Genomic DNA, 19,648 nt, shown 5'->3' with positions numbered 1-19,648 from the left:
ATGTCTATCGACTCGGTTTTTCTCTGAATTGCAACTGACCATTCAGGTTTTAGAGTTTCTGGATAGCGCCGTTAAACAATCTCGCAAGCACACGATTGGATGCATCACTGCATTCCCCGTGTTCTAAGCGGCGCTTATCCGAAGGGACGGATCAGCGACGAATAAAGTGAATAACCCGTGAAATTAAATGCCTCCGTCGGCACGACCGCTGACGTAGGAAACCTTTGCGCCAAATTTAGATATTCAGCAGTAGCGGCGCGCCAAATGACCGGATTAAACAAACTATGAATCGCTCGCTACTCGCCACGACCATCGCATCCTGCCTCGTCCTGACCGCCTGTGGCGGCGGTGGCGGTGGCGGCAACGTCCGTAGTGACCCGCCGCAGACCACGGTTGTGGCCCCGACGCCGTCCACGCCTGCACCTGCGACTCCGACGACACCGGCGCCGGCTCCGACGCCCATGCCGACGGCGCCTGCCACCCCGACGCCCCCCACAACGCCGGCGCCGCCGGAAACCTCCACGGCCGACCCGCTGCCCAAGACCGCTCCCGCTCCCACACCGGTGCCCTCGCCTGCTCCTGCACCTGCCCGTTACCAGGGCCTGGGCAGCAACCTGCTGGTGCCGACCAATGCGGATCTGGCACAGCAGGCCGGTGCCCGCGGCCAGGGCGTGAAGTTGGCCGTGCTGGACGACAACCTGGTGCCGAGCTACGCGCCGATCAGCGGCAAGGTCGACAGCTTCAATGACTACACCGCCAGCCCCGGCACGCCGGAGTCGTCTGCGAACGCGTTGCGCGGCCACGGCACGGTCATCTCGGCGCTGGTGCTGGGGTCGGCGCAGGACGGCTTTGCCGGCGGTATCGCACCGGATGCAGACCTGTTCTATGCGCGCATCTGCGCCGAAAATTCCTGCGGCACCCAGCAGGCTCGCCGCGCCGCGGTGGATCTGGCGGCTGCCGGCGTGCGGATTGCCAACCTCTCGATCGGTGCCTCGTATGCAGATGCTGCCAGCAGCGCGAACGCCGCGCTGGCCTGGAAGTTCGCACTGGCTCCGCTGGTGCAGGCCGATGCGCTGATCGTGGCATCGACCGGCAACGAAGGTGCGTCCGAAGCGTCCTACCCGGCGGCCACCCCTGTGCAGGAAGCCAGCCTGCGCAACAACTGGCTGGCAGTGGGCGCAATCAATATCGACAGCGCCGGCAATGCCGCCGGCCTGACCAGCTATTCCAACCACTGCGGCGCCGCTGCGCAGTGGTGCCTGGTGGCGCCGGGCAGCTACTTCGCCCCGGCCCTGGCCGGCACCGAGTTGCAGGGCCAGATCGCCGGCACCTCGTTCTCCACCGCTGCCGTCACCGGCGTCGCCGCGCAGGTGCTGGGCGTGTATCCGTGGATGAGCGCCTCCAACCTGCAGCAGACCTTGTTGACCACTGCCACCGATCTGGGCGACCCGGGCGTGGATGCGTTGTACGGCTATGGTCTGGTCAATGCGGCCAAGGCGATCAACGGCCCGGCGCAGTTCGTCAACAACTGGTCCGCGAACGTCACCTCCGGCTACGACAGCACCTTCAGCAACGACATTTCCGGCGCGGGCAACCTGACCAAGAACGGCGCCGGCAAGCTCACGCTCAGCGGCAACAACACCTACACCGGCGGCACCAGCGTCAGCGACGGCGTGCTCGCACTGTCCGGCAGCCTGCGCTCGGATGTGATCGTGCTCAACTCGGCCACCTTCGAATCGCACGGCGGTGTGATCAACGGTAACTACAGCCTGGTCAACAACACCGGCACCACCGCACTCGAATTGGGCAAGGGCTTGACCGTCACCGGCCAGGCCAGCCTGAAGGGCAATCTGCTGTTACTGCCGGAAGCGGCTGGCTACACCGTCGGCAGCAGCGAAAAGATCGTCCAGGCAGGCAACCTGCAGGGCACCTTCGATCGCGTGCAGTACGCCAACAATTTCTTCTGGACCGCCTCACTCGCCTACGACCCCACCACCGTCACCGCCACGCTGACCCGCAATGCCTCCGCTGCCAGCGCGCAAGCGGCTGGTGCGCCGCAGTCGGTGGTCAACGGTGCCGCGCAGGCCGATACGCTGGTCAAGGTGCTGGATACGCGTGTGGCTTCGGGTGATACCGACAATCTGGGTGGTTTGATCAGCGCCACCGGCTCGCTGCTGGCCGCGACCGATGCGCAGGTTGCCGCATCCCTGCCGACCCTGGCTGGCCAGGTACACGGCATCGAGCGCACGCTGGGCTTCCAGTCCGCACTCAACGATGCACGCGTGGCTGCCGATCGCCTGCCCTACCTGGCCGACACCACCACGCTGACCACCTGGATGCAGGGCAGCTATCTGGACGGCAATCTGGGCGGCAACGGTTTCGACTCGGCCGATTACACCCAGCAGTCCACCACCTTCGGTGTGGATCTGCCGGTGGGCAGCACTGGCACGGTGGTGGGTGCGGCGGTGAGCTCGGGTCAGGATCGCGCAAACATCGATGCCTCGGCCAGCCGTCTGCGCTCGGACCGTTATGCGATGACGGCGTATCTGTATCAGCCGATCGGCCAGGCCTACCTCTCGGGCATCGGTTCGTATGGCATGAGCAATGTGGAAACCGAGCGTACCGTGCAGGCCGGCAGCATCGGCGAGCGTCTGCAGGATCGTCGCCACGACACCAATTGGTCGCTGCGCGCCGAACTCGGCCTGCTGCCGCATGCGGGTTTGTCGCCGTTCGTCGCCGTCGGTGTGGTCAGCCAGAAGCAGGATGCCTTCAGCGAAGCATCGGCCACCGGCCTGGGCTTGAGTGCCAATAGCGACACGCTGCGCGCGGGCTACGGCGAAGTGGGCGTGCGTGGCCATCTGACGCGCGGTAAGTGGGGCTTCGATGGTCTGGTTGCCTACCGCTCGCTGTTCGGCAACCCGAACTCCGACTTCACCGCATGGTTCACCGATTTGCCGGAAGCGCGCTTCAACGTCGCCGGCGAGCCGGTGTCCAAGCAATCGCTACGTGCCTCGGTCGGTGTGCGTTACCAGGTGAACGATGCGTTCTCCATCTACGGCAACGTGGGTGCCGAGCGTGGTCGGTCGGATGCCAACAGCATCAACGCCAATGTCGGCCTGCGCTGGCAGTTCTAAGCGCCGGCTGCAGACCGGCAGTGTGGCCGCAAGGCTGCATGGCCGGTACGCGGAGTCGGCATGCACGACGCCCACGCTGCGGTTGCCGACGCGGCCGACCAGCGATTGCGGGTGCGCTGCAAGTGCAAGTGCAAGCATGACGCTGTACGTGCGTGCCTTTGTATCGGCCAAAAAAAAGCCCCGGCAGTGCCGGGGCTTTTTGGTCTGCAGTGAATCAGAAGTTCCAGCCCCAGGTGACCTGGCCGCCGTACGCGGTCTGGCCATCGCCGTTGAGTCCTTGCAACGACAACGACAGGCGACTGGCAGGCGAGGTGATCAGGCTCACGCCCAACTCGCCGACCACCGCATTCTTCGCCAGGGTGACGCTCTGCACCGAGAACTGCGAGCCGGTGCCGATGAAACCGGCCGAACGTTCCACAGCGCGGTCGCCGAACGCGTGCCGCCAACCCACCGACGCATACAACCCGGCCGCCTGGCCCAGCTGCCAACGCCCACGCACACCCACCGTGCTGGTGGTGTACTCGTCCTTGGCGCTGTCCACCGACAGCCCGGCAATGCCGCCGCGCTCGTTGAAACCATCGGTCTTCAGATGCGTGTAGTCGGCTGCGATGAAGGGACTGTACACCGCGTTGCCGGTGCGCAGATTCCAGGCCGCTTCCAGCGACACGGTGATGGCCTTGGCATCGTAATTGCTGCTCAGCCGCTCTTCGAGCACACCGGGCAGCATCACCCGACGCGTGCTGTCCACGCTGTAATCGGCATAGTCCACCGAGGCTTGCAGCGCGAACGCGGACCAATCGGCTTGGCCGTAGATGCCGGCATGGGTGCCATCGATATCGGAGCGATCGAAGGACTCGCGCGAGCGGGTTTCGATGTCCTGATTACCGACCGCGATACCGAGCACACTGCGCTCGCCGATGCGCCGTTCTGCGCCGGCCATGATGCCGTTGTCCTCGCGCCGTACCGAGGCCGCATTGGCATTGCCATCGACACGATTGGGCAGGCTGCGACCGGTGATCCATACCGTGGTGTCTCCCACGCGCGCGTCCTGGCTATCGCCACGCAGATGGTTGCCGACGCCGCTCAGCAGGAAGCGGCTATCCAGCAACGCGGTGGCCGTGCTGGCATGGCTTTCGCCAGACAGCGAGGCAAACGCGGTGCTGATCGCCTGCGGATCGTCGGGCAAGCGCACCACAGCCTGATAGACCGGGTTGGTGGTCGGCAATCCGTCCACGGCAGCTGCGGCAGCCTGCTGGTTTGGCACGGTGACCGCATCGACCATGGCCACAGTGTTGCGACCCAACGAGACCGACAACGCCGTGGCGCTGGTGCTGACGTTCGGCTCGACGAAGGCGTAGTCGGAAACAACGTTGCTGAACTGCCCGCTGAGCCCGCCAGCGGCGTTGATGACCGGAATTTCGGTAAACAACGGCAGATCCGTCGCACGCACCAGTTGCAAAGTGCTGCCAGGTGCCAGCGTGGCCGCACCGCCCACGCTGATGGGTGTGACCGCGCCGCCTGTGCCGGGCGTGACCTGCAAGGTGGAGCCACTGCCGAGCGTGGCGTTGCCGCCGACACTGATCGTGCCGGCGGTGCCGCCGATCACTACGGTGCCGCCCGAGCTCAGACTGCCGACGCTGCCGCTACCGGTAAGCGTGCCGCCCGGGCCTACCGTGACCGGCCCGCCCAACGCAGCGCCCGGATTGGCCGGGTTGCCTACGCTCAAGGTGCCGGCGGCGACCGTGGTCGGCCCGGTGAAGCCACTGCTGTTTGCGGTGACCAGCAAGGTACCAACACCATCCTTGAGCAGGCTGCCAGTGCCCGACAACGTCCCTGCGTAGGTGCCATTGCTGGTCTGCTGGAACACCAGCGCGCTGTTATTGGCGATGTTGCCCTGCAGGCTGTCGGTATCGCCGACCAGCGTGCCAGCAGCGATGGTGGTGCCACCGAGATAGGCGTTGACGCCATCCAGCGTGAGTGCACCGGCCCCGGTCTTGATCAACGCACCGCTACCGGTGATGTTGCCGGCAAACGTACCGGCGCCAGCCTGATCGAACACCAGCACCGCGTTGTCGAGGATGTTGCCTTGCAGACTGGTGGTGTTGCCGATCAGGCTGCCGCTGGCAATCGTGGTACCACCGCTATAGGTGTTGGGAGCGACCAGCGTCAACGCGCCCGTACCTTGCTTGATCACGCTCCCGGTGCCACTGACGGCGCCAGCAAACACGCCATCGGTGGCCTGATCGAACACCAGCGTGCCGTTGTCCACCACGTTGCCCTGCAGGCTGGTGGTGTTGCCGATCAACGTGCCGGCACTGACCACCGTGCCGCCGGTGTAGCTGTTGGGACCGATCAACTGCAACACGCCAGTGCCGGCCTTTTCCAGCGAACCGGTGCCGCTGACCGTGCCTGCATACACGCCGCTGGTGGCCTGGTTGAAGACCAGGGCCGCGTTGTTGGCGATGTCGCCCTGCAGGCTGGTGGTGTCGCCGATCAACGTGCCTGCCGCGATCGTGGTACCACCGGTGTAACCATTCGCACCGTTGAGCAACAGAGCGCCGGCACCATCCTTGATCACGGTGCCAGTGCCGGTGATCGAGCCGGTGAACACACCATCGCCCACCTGATTGAATGCCAGGGTCGCGTTGTCGACGATCGCGCCTTGCAAACTTGCGCTATCGCCTACCAGCGTGCCTGCGTTGAGCGTGGTGCCACCGGTGTAGCTGTTGTTGCCATCGAGCGTCAGCGTGGATGCACCGTTCTTGATCAAACCACCAGCGCCCGTGATCGCGCCGGTCAGCGCGAGATCGTTGCTGCCTGCCAGTGCAAGTGCACCTGCGCCTGTCAGATTGACTGCATTGCTCACCGTCAATACCTGATCGCTATCCAAGGTGGTGCCTGCTGCCGCAGTCAAGCTGCCGGTACCCAATGCCTGCGCATCGCCAAGCACCAGCGTGCCGCTGGCAAGCGTGGTGCCACCGGCATGGCTGTTGGCGACGTCGAGCGTCAGCGCGCCAGCACCTTGCTTGACCACACTCCCCGTGCCGCTGACGGCGCCGGCAAACACGCCATTGCTGGCCTGATCGAACACCAGCGTGCCGTTGTCCACCACGTTGCCCTGCAGGCTGGTGGTGTTGCCGATCAACGTGCCGGCACTGACCACCGTGCCGCCGGTGTAGCTGTTGGGACCGATCAACTGCAACACACCAGTGCCGGCCTTTTCCAGCGAACCAGTGCCGCTGACCGTGCCTGCATACACGCCGCCGGTGGCCTGGTTGAAGACCAGGGCCGCGTTGTTGGCGATGTCGCCCTGCAGGCTGGTGGTGTCGCCGATCAACGTCCCTGCAGCGATCGTGGTGCCACCGGTGTAACCATTCGCACCGTTGAGCAACAGAGCGCCGGCACCATCCTTGATCACGGCGCCAGTGCCGGTGACCGAGCCGGTGAACACACCATCGGCCACCTGATTGAATGCCAGGGTCGCGTTATCGACGATCGCCCCTTGCAAGCTTGCGCTATCGCCTATCAGCGTGCCGGCGTTGAGCGTGGTGCCACCGGTGTAGCTGTTGCTGCCATCGAGCGTCAGTGTGCCGGTGTTGGTCTTGATCAGTGCACCGCTGCCGTTGATGTCGCCGGCCAGGGTCAGATCCGCAGGATTATCGACAGTGAGCGCAGCGCCCAGCGTGACCGCGTTGCCCAGTGTTGCGGCAACTGCATTGCTCAGCACCGCATCGCCGACCACCGACAAACCGCCGCTACCCAGCGCGGTGTTGCTGCCGACGGCCAGGGTGCCATCGCTGAGCACGGTGCCGCCGGCATAGCTGTTGTTGCCGTTGAGCGTCAGCGTGGTCGCACCGTTCTTGATCAAGCCACCGGCACCGCCAATCGCACCTGTCAGGGTGAGATCGTTGCTGCCCGCCAGCGTGAGTGCACCGCTCAGATCCAGCGCATTGGCGACGGTCAGTGCCTGATCGGTATCCAGCGTGGTGCCCGCTGCCGCGGTCAGCGTACCGGTACCCAATGCCTGTGCATCGCCCAACACCAGCGTGCCGCCACCGAGTGCGGTGCCGCCGGTGTAGGTATTGGCGGCGCCCAGGATCAGCGTACCGGTATCGAGTTTCTGCAGCGTGCCGGTGCCACCGATGCTCACATCGATGGTGCCGGTGGCGCCCGGATCGACGCGCACGATGGTGGTGGCCGCATTGGCGCTCAGCGCACCGGCGCCGGCATCGCTCAGCACATAGCCGTCGCTGGCGAACTGGATCCCGGTGATGCCTTGTGTGCCCTGCACGCCCACGTTGCCCGCCGGGCCGGCGAAGACGGCGAAGCTGTTTTGCCAGTCGCTGTTGAGCAAGCCATCGGCCGTGGTCCAGTTGGTCGGACCCGCTGTCCACACGCCTGCGCCGCCATCGATGCTGCCGTTGGCCAGCGTCTGCGCACCATCCCAGAACTGCACGTTGGTGCCGGGTGCGGAGACCACCACGTTGACCTGCTGCGACAACCCGGTTTGCAGCGTCAACTGGGTGAGATCGATCGTGCCCGGAATGGTGCCGAAGCCCAGCCCGTTATTGGTCAGTGCGCCGGTGTAATCGATCAGGCGATACACGCCATTACCGAAACCACCGATGTCGGTGATGTTGAGCGTGCCGTCCAGGGTGAGATCGCCGTTGACCGCCAACACACCCGTGGTGCTGGGCGTACCGAGGAACGCATCGATGCTGGCGTTGGGCGCCAGATTCAACGTGCCCGTGGTCAACACCGCACCGCTGGTCACCACCAGACGGCCGCCATCGTTGACGGTGACCGGTGCAGCGACCTCGCCGCTACCGCTCAGCGTGCCGCCCGTTGCGACGGTCACACCGCCAGTGCTGGCCAGAACGCCAGCCACATCCAGCGTGCCTGCAGTGATTTGCGTGGCGCCGCCGAGCGTGCTGGTGCCGGTGAGCTGCACCGTGCCTGCGCCCACCTTCTCCAGGTTGCCGGCATCGCTCAGGCTACCTGCAAAGGTGCTGCTGACGTTGTTGACGCCCAGCTGCAGCGTATTGCCGCCAAGAATCGCGACATTCCCCTGCCCGGTCACCGCACCCAACGCCGTGTTGCTGCCCAACGAGAGCCCGGCGCCTGCTGCGACATCCACTGCGCTGGCATTTCCCAACGCACCAGGTGCAGCGGTCGCCAGCACGCCGGCCTGCACCGCCACCGGGCCGGTGAAGCTGTTGGGGCCGGACAAGGTCAGTGTGCCCAACCCATTCTTGGTCAACGCACCGGCACCGCTGATGGCGCCGGTCAGTGCCAGATCGTCTGCACTGGCAATGGTCAGATCGGCACCGAGATTGACTGCATTGCCCAAGGCCAGCGCAATCGCATTGCTCAAGGTGGAAGTGCCCAGCACGGACAGGCTGCCGACACCCAACGCGCTGTTGCTGCCAACCGCCAACGTGCCTGCGTTCAACACGCTGCCGCCGACATAGCTGTTGGCGCCATCCAGCGTCAGCGTGGACGCACCGTTCTTGATCAGACTTCCCGCACCGCTGATCGCACCGGACAAGGTCAGATCGTTACTGCCAACCAGATTGAGCGCACCGCCGAGAACTACCGCATTGCCCACTGCCAATGCTTGATTGCTATCGAGGTTGGTGCCGGCTGCCGCAGTCAACGTGCCGGTGCCGAGTGCCTGCGCGTCGCCGAGCACCAGGGTGCCGCCGCTGAGTGCCGTACCGCCGGTGTAGCTGTTGGCCGCGTCGAGCACCAGCGTGCCGGTGTCGAGTTTCTCCACGCCACCAACACCGGAAATCGCGACGTCGATCGTAGCAGTTGCACCCGGGTCCACACGCACTGCGGTCAACGGCGCGACCAGGTCCAGCGCACCTGCGCCGGCGTCGGTCAACTGATACCCGTCGGTGACGAACTGCAGGCCACCGATGCTCTGCGTGCCCTGCACGCCCACCGCACCTGCAGTACCGGCAAACACCGCAAAATCGCCCTGCCAAGTGCTGTTGGCGGTGCCGTCCTGGCTGGTCCAGTTGGTGGCCGCGCCCCAGGTGCCGGCGCCGCCATCGACGGTGCCATTGGCCGTGGTCTGCACGCCGTCCCAGAACTGCACGATGCTGCCCGGCGCGGTGACCACCAAATTGAGCTGCTGGCCGATGGCGGTCTGCAAGGCGAGCTGGCTCAGATCCACGCTGCCGGGAATCACGCCGAATGCCAACCCGTTGTTGGTGAGCAGGCCGGTGTAGTCGATCAAGCGATACACGCCGGTGCCGAAACCGCCGATGTCGGTGATGTTGAGCGTGCCGTCCAGGGTGAGATCGCCGTTGACTGCGAGCAGACGTGTGTTGCTCGGCGCGGCCAGTGCGACATCGAGAAACGCACCCGATGCCAGCGACAAGCCACCCACGCTGAGCGAGGAGCCACTGGTCAATGCAAGCCGGCCGCCATCGCCGATGGTCACGCCACTGGCCACACTACCGTTCGTGCCAGTGCCCGTCAGCGTACCGCCGAGCGCCACGTTCAACGCGCTGGTGCCGAGACTGCCGATCACATCCAAGGTGCCGCCACTGACCTGGGTGGCACCACCGATCGCACTGGTGCCGAGCAAGCGCACCGTGCCCACGCCGACCTTGTCCAGATTGCCCCCACCGCCCAGGCTGCCGGCAAAATCGCCGCTGCCCAATTGCAGCGTGCCGCTGGCATCGGTATCGACATTGCCGGCACCGCTGAGCGCGCTGATCAAGCCACCGTTGGTCAGATTCAACACCGCGCCCGCCGCGACATCGACGTTGCTGGCATTGCCCAACGCCGCGCCGGTGCTGGCCACCAGCGTGCCGGCCTGAATCGCCAACGGGCCGGTGTAGCTATTGCTGCCATTCAAGGTCAGGGTCCCGGCGCCGGTCTTGATCAAGTCGCCTGCACCGCTGATGTTGCCACTGACCAGCATGTCTGCGCCGTTGTCCACGGTGAGCGCTGCGCCAAGTGCGATGTCGTTGCCCAAAGCCACCGCGATCGCATTGCTCAACGCCGCGTTGCCGACGACAGACAGGCTGCCGGTACCGAGTGCATCGTTTGCACCGACTGCAATGGTGCCCGCAGCCAATGTGGTGCCGCCTGCGTACGTGTTGCCTGCATTGAGCGACAACGTGGTGGCGCCATTCTTGATCAGGCTACCGGTGCCGCTGATGGCACCGTTCAAGGTCAGATCGTTGCTGCCGATCAGGGTGAGCTGATCATTCAACTGCACCGTGTTGCCCAGCGTCAGCGCTGCATTGGTATCCAGTTCCGCAGCGCCGCCGACCAGCAGGCCACCTACCCCCAACGCAGTGTCGTTACCCAGCACCACACGCCCTGCATCCAGCGCAACGCCGCCGCTGAAGCTGTTGGCGTTGTTCAAGGTCAGCGTGGCCGCGCCTTGTTTATCCAGACTGCCGATGCCGCTGATCACGCCATTGAGCGTGGTGTCCTGCGTGCCGGGCAGCGTCAACGCGCCGTTCAATGCGAGCGCATTGCCCAGTGTCACTGCGGTGGTGGCATCCAGCGTGGTGCCAGCTGCCGCAGTCAGCGTGCCTAATCCCAGTGCGGTATCGCTGCCGACCAGCAACGCGCCACCCTGCAATTGCAGGCCGCCCACCCAGGTATTGTTGCCAGTGAGGGTGAGCGTCTGGGGGCCGTTCTTGATCAAGCTGCCGGCGCCATCGATCACACCATCGAGCGTGAGGTCCTGGCCATCGATGCCGAGTTGACCGGCAACGTTGAGCGCGTTCTGCAACGTCACTGCAGTGCTGGCAGTGAGTTGCGTGCCATCGGCAGCAGTGAGTGCGCCGGTGCCCAGTGCAGTGTTGCTGCCGACCACCAAGGTGCCGGTGTCCAGCACGGTGCCACCGGTGTAGAGGTTGTTGCCGGTGAGCGTGAGCGCACCAGCGCCCTGTTTGATCAGGCTACCTGCGCCACTGACGATACCGGTCACGCCAAGATCGTTGTTGCCGGTAAGCGAGAGCGCGCCGTTCAAGGCGACATCGTTGCCGATCGTGGTTGCGGTGGTGGCTTGCAGTTGCGTGCCATCGGCTGCCGTCAGAACGCCACTGCCCAGTGCAGTGGCGTTGCCGATCAGCAACGCGCCTGCATTGAGATCCACGCCGCCGGCGAAGGTGTTTGGTCCACCCAGGGTGAGTGTGGCGCCGCCGTCCTTGATCACCCCACCCACGCCGCTGACGACGCCGTTGAGCGCAAGATCCTGGCTGCCGCCGAGTTGCAGATCCGCTTCCAGTGCCACGTTGTTATCGACGATGCGTGCTGCGGTGCTGTCGAGCAGACCGCCGCCGATGGTCAGGGTGCCTGTGCCCAACGCCGTATCGCTGCCCAGTACCAGACTGCCTGCAGACAAGCGCGTACCACCGGCATAGGTGTTGTTGCCGGCCAATGTCAGACTGGCCGGACCGAGCTTGTCGAGACTGCCGGCACCGGTGATCGCACCATTGAGCGTCAGCGCATTGCTGCCACCCACATTGACCAGGCCCGCCAAGGCGATGGCATTGGCGAGCGTGCTCACCGTGGCGTTGTCCAAGGTGGTGCCGGCGGCGGCGCTGAGTGCACCAACACCGAGTGCCGTGTCGCTGCCCACCGTGAGGCGACCGGCACCGAGCGTGGTGCCGCCGCTGTACAGACTGTTGCCGCTCAATGTCAGGTCGCCGCTGCCGGATTTGATCAGGCTGCCCGCACCGCTGATATCGCCGCTCAAGGTCAGTGCCTGCGTGCCATCGAGGCTGAGCGCGCCGGTGGTCAGCGCAACATCGTTTGCCACCGTGGTAGGCACCGTGCCCTGCAGACTGGCATTACCGGTGACGGTCAATGCACCGCTGCCGAGTGATCCGTCATTGGTCACCTGCAGGATGCCGGCATTGAGCAACGTGCCGCCGGCATAGGTGTTGAGCCCACCGAGCGTGAGTGTGCCGGTGCCGAGTTTGTTCAATGTACCGCTGCCGCCAATCGTGCCCGTCAAGTTCAAGGCGGTGCCGTTGCTGCCCACGCCCATGGTGTCGGTCAACGTGATGGCATTGCCGAGTGTCGCCGCTGTGGTCGCATCGAGCACGCCGCCACTGGCGGTCAGCGTGCCGGTGCCCAGCGCCGCGTTGGAGCCGACCACCAGCCGCCCGGTGCTCAGCGTGGTACCGCCGGTATAGGCATTACTGTTGGTCAGCGTGAGGTCGCCCGCACCGCTCTTGATCAAACTGCCGCCGCCAGTGATGGCACCGCTGAGCGTGAGCGCCTGCGCGCCGGTCCAGTTCAACGGACCTGCGAGGTTGATGCCGTTGGCCACCGTCAATGCAGCGCCGGTGCTCAGGTTGGCCGGGCCGGTGACATTCAATGCGCCCGTTCCCAATGCGGAGGCCGTGCCGAGCTGCAACGCGCCCGACGCCAGCGTGGTTCCGCCGGTATACGTGTTGGTGCCGTTGAGCGCGAGCGTGCCGGTGCCGGTCTTGTTGATGCCACCGGCACCGGCAAGCGTGCCGTTCAAGGTCAGCGCGTTGCTGCTGGCACCCAGGCCCAGGGTGTTGGTCAGCGCAAATGCATTGTTCAATGTCAGCGGAGCAGTGGTATCCAGTAGCCCGCCCGCTACGGTCACCGTGCCGGTGCCGAGCGCACCGGAGGTTTCCAGCAGCACGGTGCCGGCGCCCAGCGAGGTACCGCCGGCGTAGGTATTGGTGCCGCCAAGGGTCAGCGTGCCGGTGCCGATCTTGTTCAGCGCCCCGGCACCGCTGATACCGCCGCCAAGCCGCAGGTTGCTGGCACCGCCGATGCCGATGAAATCGTTGAGTACGAACGCGTTCGGCAAATTGACTGCAGCACTTGAAAGTAGGCTGCCAGCAGATGCGTTGACGGTGCCGGTTCCCAGCGCGCCGTTGTTGCCGACGGTCAGCGCGCCACCGAGCAGGTTCACACCGCCGCTGAAGGTATTGGCACCGGTCAAACCCAAGGCACCGGTGCCGGTCTTGGTCAGCGCACCGGTGCCGGTGATTGGGCTGGCGACGGTCAAGCCGTTGGCACCTTGCAAGGTCAACCCACCCGCACCCAGCGCGATGCCGCCGGTAGGATTCAGCGTCAACCCTGCGGCAGTGGCCTCCAGTGCACCGCCATTGGCAGCGATGCTGGTGCCGAGCTGGGCAGGGTTTGCGAACTGCAGCACGCCGCCATTGAGCGCGCTGCTGCCGAAGTTGCTGCCGCCACCGACCGACCAGGTCCCGCTGTTGACGCGCAGGCTGCCGAAATTGATGTACTGCGCCGTGCTGAGCGATCCAACACCGGTACTGCCAGTACCGGTGCCGGTCGCCGAATTCTGCAGGATCAATGTATTGGTGCCGCCTGCACCGCCATCCACCACGCCGGTCTGCGCGAAGCTCAGCAAGCCGCCGGGACCCAGCAGTTCGAGCGCCAGTCCACCGCTGCTGTTGACGCTGCCGCCCGTCACTGCAGTGAAGCTGTTGGTGCTGCCGGCCCCCAGCGACACGCTGCCGTTGATGGTGCCCGAGTTGACGAAGGTATTGCCGGTGGCCGAACTCTGGAAGCCCACACGTCCGTTGATGGTGCCGGTATTGACCGCATTGACGGTACCGCCGCCGCTGACCGCAATCACCGGCGTATCGGAACTCAGGACTGACAGATTCAACAATGCACGGCTATCGATCAGGCCTGCGTTGTTGATCTGCACAACGCCATTGCTGGCCGAGGTGATGCCCAGCGCCATGCCGTCGAGATTGAGCAGGTTGGCACCAAGCAGACCGCCGGTGCCGTAGATCGTGCCGGTGCTTAGGTTATTGGCAGTGACCAACGTGGAACTGGCATTGCCCATGGTGACACCGGTGCTCAACACCGACAACAGACCCAGCACCGACGGATCGACGGTGCCGCTGTTGTTGAGCGTGGCATTGGTACCACTGAGCGCGATGGCGGTGCCACCGAGCAACCCGGCAGTCATTTGCGAGCCGGCTGCGACATTGACAGTCAAGTTGTTTGCGCCGCTGGCAAAACTATTGCTGGTGATCGGCAATCCGGTGCAGGTGACGGTTGCGCCCGCCGCAGGTAGCGCCGGTGTACATGCTCCCCAGGCCAGAGCGGGTGCGGCGGCCCCCACCGCCAACACAACCAGGCTCGACAAACAACGACGGGTTGCCCCGGACTTGCGCCGCCGACGCACCAACTCATGCGTTACGACCCAATTGCCAATCGCCGCGTTCCAGACCAGCGCAAATGCACGATTCATTTCATTTTCCCCTGATTGCCGTACAGAGACCGGCGTGTGCCCATGCACGCGCCTTCAAAGACGAGAGTTGACCAATGGTTGAGTCGGTTTAAAACAGGACGTACTGCTTCAGACCTGGGTAGTTCAAGCGTGACGGAGATTAATACCAATCCCGATAAAGAACATGCTGCGATTAATAGGCGAAGCGGCACGGCTGAAACTGTGCGGAATATCACTAACCATAAACTCATCCGTTACACAAACAAAATCTGTCGACTGGTTTGCTCGGGCTCGCTAGAGGTAGTGACGTGCCTCATCCGCGTTGGCGCACGCTCCATGCACCACCCGCTTCACCGTGAAAATGCGAATTTATCCACGATCTATGCGGAATATGATTGGATGAGCCTGGTAGTTAAAAGTAGACAGATGCGCGCGCACGGCCTTGCTAGCGAACCGAACAACAGGCATGGCATTTTATTAAAGGATGCTGCGATGCAAAAATTCGTGTATGTGGCCGGCAACCCAGAGACTTGTATTGCAATCGTTTGGAGAATCACTGCAATCGTTTTCTAGATTAATACCAATGAACATTGCCCTCAGAACTCAGCCGACCGACTATCTGCGGTGAGCGAAACTTATTGAAACAACGCTTGCAGAGCCTGCTGATGTGATACCGTTTTTTCGTGCATTACATCGGGCGTGGGATGTGGATCAGATCCCAGATGTTCGTCACCTGCCGATGACTCCGGTTTGTTTCTAGTAGCCATGCAGTGTGTGATCTTCAACACGGACTCTGACGAGATGACGCTTGCTCTGGACAACAAAACGCAGGAACGGCATGCCGACTGGTCAGGAGTGCCGATCGATCTGGGCGGGATGGAGCCGCTCGATCAGATCGCACGCCTGGTCTGCCATGCATTGGTAGCGCCCGCTGCTGCGCTGACCATTACCGAAGGCGGCCGCTTGCGTGTACTGGCGGCGCGCGGCATCAGCATCGGCCATGTCGAACAGGCCATCGCGTCGTGTTGTCAGGTCAATGCCGCCGCCAACGGCGTTTCGGAGCTGATCGGCCACTCCGCGCTGGCACCGATTCAGCTCGGCGATGCAGCCTTCCCGGGATTGCCTGCGCGCTTCATCGCCTGTGTGCCGGTCGGCACACCGCAAACCGGCGTCTCCGGCACGCTGTGCGTGATCGATACGCGTGAGCGCCATCTGGCCAGCCAGGAGCATCAGCAACTGCTGATGTTCGCCAACGTGGCGGCGGCGCAACTTGAGTTGCAATTCGGCGCCGGCCGTCGCGAACCGCATAGCGGCCTGCTCAATGCGCGTCAGCTGCAATCGGATCTGGATACCCTCGCCTTCGGCAGCCACTGCGTGCCGACCATCGCCTCGTTCATCGAGGTCTACGACACCCAGGCCGCCAACGAAGCGCGCCAGGCGCTGGGCATGCAACCGTTGGAAGAGTTGATACGGCACGCCAGCTACGTGCTGACCCGTGCACTGCGTGGCAAGGCCACCGTGTATCACGTGGCACCGATGCGGTTTGCGTTCTTTCTGTTGAACTCTGCGCCCGACGAAATGGAAGACCTGTTGCTCGATCTGCGGGACATGCTGCATCAGCCGATGGATGCGGCCGGCGTGCCGATGTCGTTGACCTTTCACGCCGGCGTTGTGCGCTTTGCGCCGCAGCAACCCGACACCAACGATGTCATGCGCAAGGGGCTGGTGGCGTTGGGCGATGCAATCAACAACCACGCCATCGTGTGCTGGTACAGCGCCCTGCACGACGATGCGATTCAACGCTCTTACCGCCTGGCATTGGACGCAGAACGTGCATTGGACGCCGGCGATTTCCGGCTGGTGTTTCAGCCGCGCATCGACCTTGCCGACCTGTCGGTGACCGGTTTCGAAGCGCTGCTGCGCTGGCACCACGCCAGTCTTGGCCCGATCGGCCCGGACGAATTCATTCCGCTGTTCGAAAAGACTGCCCTGATGTGCACCGTCACCAACTGGGTGATCGAAACCGCGCTGGTGCAGCTGGCCAAGTGGCGGGCACAGGGGCTGGATTTCTCGATCTCGATCAATCTGTCCTCACGCGATTTCGGCAACCTCAATCTGGCTGCGGATGTCATCAATCGCTGCAGGGAACTGGCGATCCCCACCTCGCGGATCGAATTGGAAATCACCGAAGGCCGCTGGTTGCGCAGCAATGTGGAAGCAGTCCCTCGGCTACGCGCACTGCGCGATGCCGGCGTCAGCGTGGCCATCGACGATTTCGGCACCGGCTACAGCAACTTCGGTTACCTCACCGAGTTGCCGGTCAACGTGCTCAAGCTCGATCGCTCGCTGGTCACCGGCATTGCCACCAAGGCCGGCATGCAGATGCGCGCCGAGGCGGTGGTGCGGCTGGCCAATGCGCTGGGCTACCGCACCGTGGCCGAAGGCATCGAACACGCCGATGAGATCGCGCTGCTACGTAGCTGGGGCTGCGACGAAGCGCAGGGCTATCTGCTCTCCCGCCCGATGGAAGCGCACCTGGTGGCCGCTTACGTTGCGCAGGCGCTGGCCGCGCAGCGACTGCCGTGATCGCAGCGTTCAACTCAGATCGTGCAGCGCCTTGCCCAGTGCCGGACCCAGCGTCCAATCGGAGAAGCGCACCTTCAACCCCGCGCGCTCCGGCGTGCAGCACATCGGCCCGACCCGATAGGCGTCGGCCACCGGGAACGGGCATAGCCTGATCAGTGGCCAGCTGCGCCCATCGGCAGAGACCTGCAGGCGCAACACACCTTCGGCAACCGTGGCGCGGATCCAGAAATCCTTCGGATCGGCTTCGTAGGGACCGGTCGCCCAGTCCGACACCGGATTGGTCAGCACGCTGCTGAGCATCGCGCGGCCGTCGCTGAGTTCAATGCCCGCCTTGACCCAGCGCTGCTCGTCCACGCGCACCATGATGCCGGCCTGGTCGTAGAGCGATGCGTATTGGGCGCGCACGCGCAGCTGCGCGGTGAAACCCGCTGCAGCTGCGACACCCAGAAAATGCCCGCTATCGCGGGTAAATCCGTAATGGGTCTGGCGCCAGAAGTCGGTGGCCTGGTCGGTCACCACCTCCAAGGTGTCGCCATCGATCTCCATTGTCTTCGGCCGGTTGAGCCAGATACCACCGTGCCAGGCCGTGTCATGCGGCATGCTGATCTCCGAATTCGTTGTGACCTGCTTTTTTCCGGCTGCGCGTCTTCACGCATGTGCCAGCGCGTAATCCAGTGACGCACAGATCGCCGCCACCTGCGCCGCATTGCATTGCGCAGGCGTTGCACGCGGGCTGTCCGGATACACCTCGGTGGTGGTGCGATAGCGCGCCTGCGTCACGCCGGCGCACAAGCCCAGACGCTGCACCGGATAGTTGATGACACCATGGCCCACCACAGGTGCGCCGATGAGTTGGCCCTGCGCATCGGCAGGCGCGATGTGGGTGATCTGCGCCACCGCCGCAATCACGGCTTGCTGAAATTCCGGCTGCGGATCTTCGCTGTCGCCGACTAGATAGAAGCCGTCCGGAATAGCGCCCGGCACGTACGCAACACCGTCGCGCGCGGCCAACGCCGGGCGGAATTCGGTTTCGTCGCTGTCGGTGGTTTCGTGCAGATCGATATGCACGTGCATCTGCCCAGGCAGTGCGGCGACCAGCTGCATCAACGCGGCCGATTCTGGTGCAGGACTGGCCTGGCGAAAGGAACGATTCGGATCGATTGCATCGGCATTCCAGCGTTGGATGCGCTCATACCCCCACGGATTGATGCAGGGCGCCACCAGCAGATTGATCCGGCCCGCGTAATGGGCAGCGTGTTGCTGCAAGAACTGCAGCGCGCCCTGCACGCCACTGGTTTCATACCCATGCACACCGCCGGTGACCAGTGCACACGGCAGCGCAGGGTCCCAGTCGGCAGTGCGCAGTGCGATCAACCGATAGTGTTCGGTTGCCGCGCTGATCGTTGCGTAGTGCACGCGTTCAAAGCGCGCATCCATGCGCTCGATGGGCTGCACGACATCGTCGGCATAGCTGCGCTGGCGCAGCTGGCGTGCACGCCATGCACTGCGCTCTGCCTCACCCCAGGGGTGCCCTGCACTGCCGATCGGATAAGCCGTGTGCTCTGTCATCACTGCAACCGTTTGTCGAAAGACCGACAAGGGTAAGCGTTGCGAACAAGCCGGTCCATGGCAGTGCCAGATCGCGCATGCTGCCGCATCCAAGCCTGTCTCGGAACAACAAAGGCCCTGCATCGCAGGGCCTTTTGTGTTTACCGGTCCACGGCGCGGCGGCCCGCGTTGCGGCTCACTTCTTCGCAATGACGCCCGGGGTTGCATCCCGCACCAGGAATTCTTCGGTCAGCTGCGGCAGATAGTCCAGCAACCAGTCGGCCATTGCATGTTCCTGCTCCAGTATCTGCTCGCACACGCGCTGGGTTTGCACATCGCCTACCGTCCTGGCTGCACCCAGCAACGCGGTATAGGTGGCGATCTCCAGATTCTCGAACACATAGCCGGCCATCGCACCCTTGACGATTTCGTCGGAGGTGGTCATGCCGCCCATGGCCTGGCCGAACGCGGCCATCTTGCCCATGGTGTCCTTGATCACCGACGGCGCACCGCCAAGGCGCTCGATACAGGAATCGACTAGGCGCTGCTGGCCCAGCGTTTCTTCCAGGTGCTGCTCGAGACGTGCCTTGAGCTGGGGATAATGCTCGATGCGCGCCGCCTGGGCCTTGAGCATCTGTTCGGCCTGCTGCTCCATTGCATGCGCATCGCGCAACCAGTCCATCAAATTTTCTTGGGGTTCGGCCATGCGACATCTCCTGTTATGTGCGAGGACTCCAGCGTGGCGCGCACCGCATGAAAGACACGGCTGCACCAGGTGAGAGCGCAGTGGGACGTCCACATGTAATTGACATCACGACCCAGCGAATGGGCCGGGACGAGAGAATCAGGGGTCTGGCCAGCTCTGCAAATCCTGCAGATACTGTCAGCGGTGCGACAGGGAGGGTGAAGAATTTCCCTGCAATCGATGGCAGCGCCGCACAAGGTGTGCAAAATTTTCCTCATCCGTGCCGATGCGTTGCGCACCAACAGGTTCAAGACCACACCTTTGCAATCCAATCGCCATCAGGCGACCTCAAGCGATGGGGTGCTGCAATCGTTTGTGCCTGCAGACCTCGAATGACATCGCGAAGTGCCTTTCCAAAACGTAACAGGCCCTGCATCCAGCTGACGCAGAGCCTGTCGTGCTGCA

Annotated in this window: 7 protein-coding genes; 3 read left to right on the top strand and 4 right to left on the bottom strand. The window is 63.9% G+C overall.

The genetic code is table 11. The features are described from left to right. Positions 1–284: 284 nt before the first annotated feature. Positions 285–3,134 carry a S8 family serine peptidase gene (locus AC1KVG_RS01015; RefSeq protein WP_481093209.1) on the top strand — a complete coding sequence of 950 codons (2,850 nt, stop codon included), beginning with the start codon at positions 285–287 and terminating at the stop codon, positions 3,132–3,134. 214 nt (positions 3,135–3,348) lie between these two features. Here AC1KVG_RS01015 and AC1KVG_RS01010 read toward each other — a convergent pair whose 3' ends face one another. Further along, positions 3,349–14,385: an autotransporter-associated beta strand repeat-containing protein gene (locus AC1KVG_RS01010; RefSeq protein WP_481093208.1), complete on the bottom strand. Its 11,037-nt coding sequence runs from the start codon at positions 14,383–14,385 to the stop codon at positions 3,349–3,351. 129 nt (positions 14,386–14,514) lie between these two features. Here AC1KVG_RS01010 and AC1KVG_RS01005 point away from each other — a divergent pair, with 129 nt between their 5' ends. Then, positions 14,515–14,937 (top strand): hypothetical protein, encoded by a 423-nt coding sequence (locus tag AC1KVG_RS01005; protein WP_481093207.1) that lies wholly within the window; start codon positions 14,515–14,517, stop codon positions 14,935–14,937. A gap of 201 nt (positions 14,938–15,138) precedes the next feature. Continuing rightward, positions 15,139–16,950: an EAL domain-containing protein gene (locus tag AC1KVG_RS01000; RefSeq protein WP_481093206.1), complete on the top strand. Its 1,812-nt coding sequence runs from the start codon at positions 15,139–15,141 to the stop codon at positions 16,948–16,950. A 9-nt stretch (positions 16,951–16,959) separates the two neighbouring features. Here the strand turns inward: AC1KVG_RS01000 and AC1KVG_RS00995 are convergent, their stop codons facing one another. From AC1KVG_RS00995 to AC1KVG_RS00985, 3 genes are all read right to left on the bottom strand, one after another. Further along, positions 16,960–17,550, bottom strand: a complete 591-nt coding sequence (locus AC1KVG_RS00995; RefSeq protein WP_481093205.1) for a DUF1349 domain-containing protein — start codon at positions 17,548–17,550, stop codon at positions 16,960–16,962. 48 nt (positions 17,551–17,598) lie between these two features. Beyond that, a complete protein-coding gene (locus AC1KVG_RS00990; protein WP_481093204.1) occupies positions 17,599–18,519 on the bottom strand; it encodes a M14 family metallopeptidase in 921 nt (306 codons plus the stop codon). A gap of 175 nt (positions 18,520–18,694) precedes the next feature. Further along, complete coding sequence (locus AC1KVG_RS00985; protein ID WP_104551946.1) at positions 18,695–19,204, bottom strand: ferritin-like domain-containing protein; 510 nt, start codon at positions 19,202–19,204, stop codon at positions 18,695–18,697. Between the last annotated feature and the right edge of the window lie 444 nt (positions 19,205–19,648).

It is taken from the genome of Xanthomonas sp. NCPPB 3959 (assembly GCF_056675575.1).
Note: the sequence above shows the minus strand (reverse complement) of the source record. Positions and strands in the feature narration are given on the sequence as shown.

Coding starts and splice junctions, on each gene's coding strand:
- AC1KVG_RS01015 (WP_481093209.1), top strand. CDS start 285: ATGAATCGCTCGCTACTCGCCACGACCATCGCATCCTGCCTCGTCCTG.
- AC1KVG_RS01010 (WP_481093208.1), bottom strand. CDS start 14,385: ATGAATCGTGCATTTGCGCTGGTCTGGAACGCGGCGATTGGCAATTGG.
- AC1KVG_RS00995 (WP_481093205.1), bottom strand. CDS start 17,550: ATGCCGCATGACACGGCCTGGCACGGTGGTATCTGGCTCAACCGGCCG.
- AC1KVG_RS00990 (WP_481093204.1), bottom strand. CDS start 18,519: ATGACAGAGCACACGGCTTATCCGATCGGCAGTGCAGGGCACCCCTGG.
- AC1KVG_RS00985 (WP_104551946.1), bottom strand. CDS start 19,204: ATGGCCGAACCCCAAGAAAATTTGATGGACTGGTTGCGCGATGCGCAT.